1 protein-coding gene is annotated in these 1,264 nt (G+C 73.3%); it reads right to left on the bottom strand.

Annotated elements, in window-relative coordinates; genetic code table 11:
• The coding region (locus tag ABZY31_RS31265; protein ID WP_356417079.1) for an acyltransferase domain-containing protein at positions 1 to 1,264 on the bottom strand (1,264 nt) is incomplete at both ends.

Below are 1,264 nucleotides of genomic sequence, written 5' to 3'. Positions count from 1 at the left end.
CCCGAGGCACGTACCGCGACCTGGTCCTCGGCAGCGTCACCGGCCAGCACCCCGACGAGCCGGACGAGAAGCCGGTCATCGGCCTGCTCCGGCAGGTCGATCAGACCGCCCCAGCGCTCGCCGTGCTCCAGCGCGGTGACCCGGCCCAGACCCCAGACGGCGGCCTGTGCGGGATCGGTCTGCTGCTCGGCGCGGTTCACGGCCACGGCGCCGCGGGTGACGCACCACAGCGGGGCGGTGACCTCGGCGTCGCCGAGGGCCTGGACCAGGGCGAGTGTGGCGATGACGCCTCCTGCCGCCCCGGTCCCGGCGGGGGTCAGCAGTGACAGCACACCCACCGCGGCGGGGCCGTCGGCGAGGGCGTCACGGATCCGCTCGGCGAGCACGGTCCGCGCGTCGTCGGAGCCGGGGACGGCGACGGTCCGTACGTCGGCGCCGTGCTCGGCGAGCGTGCGGAGCACGGCGTCGACGGCCTCGTCCCGGTCCTCGGGGAGTGCGACCAGCCAGGTGCCCGAGAGCCGGGCGGGGGCGGGCTCGGGGGCGGGCTTCCAAGTGATCCGGTAGCGCCAGCCGTCGACCGCCGACCGCTCCTGGGACCGGCGGCGCCAGGAGGAGAGCGCGGGCAGCAGCGCGGCGAGGGTCTCGTCGTCCGCGTCGAACTCCAGCTCGGTGGTAAGGGCGGCCACGTCATTCGCCTCGACGGCCTCCCAGAAGCGGGCGTCGGCGGTGTCGACCGCGTACGCGGCCGTGGTCCCGGCGTCCGGGGCGATGCCGGACTCCAGCCAGAAGTGCTCCTGCTGGAAGGCGTAGGTGGGCAGGTCGACCCGACGGGCACCCGTCCCGGCGAAGACCGCCTCCCAGTCCACCGCGACACCGCGCACATACGCCTCACCGAGTGAGAGCCAGAACCGCTCCAGACCACCCTCGTTACGGCGCAGCGACCCGAGCACGGCCGCCTCACGGCCGCTGTCCTCAACGGTCTCCTGTATGCCCACGGTCAGGACGGGGTGCGGGCTGGACTCGATGAAGACCCCGAAACCCTGCTCCAGAAGCGTGCGTGTGGCCTGCTCCAGCTCGACCGTCTGACGCAGGTTGCGGAACCAGTAACCGGCATCCAGCTCCGGCCCCTTGACCCACTCCCCCGTCACCGTCGACAGGAACGGCACCTGCGCCGCCCGCGGCACGACCGGAGCAAGCAGCTCGGCCAACTCCTCACGCAGGAGATCGACCTGGGCAGAGTGCGAGGCGTAGTCCACCGCGATCC

This window comes from Streptomyces sp. NPDC006529, assembly GCF_040611795.1.
Classification (GTDB): domain Bacteria; phylum Actinomycetota; class Actinomycetes; order Streptomycetales; family Streptomycetaceae; genus Streptomyces.
This window is presented reverse-complemented; position numbering and strand designations above follow the sequence as displayed.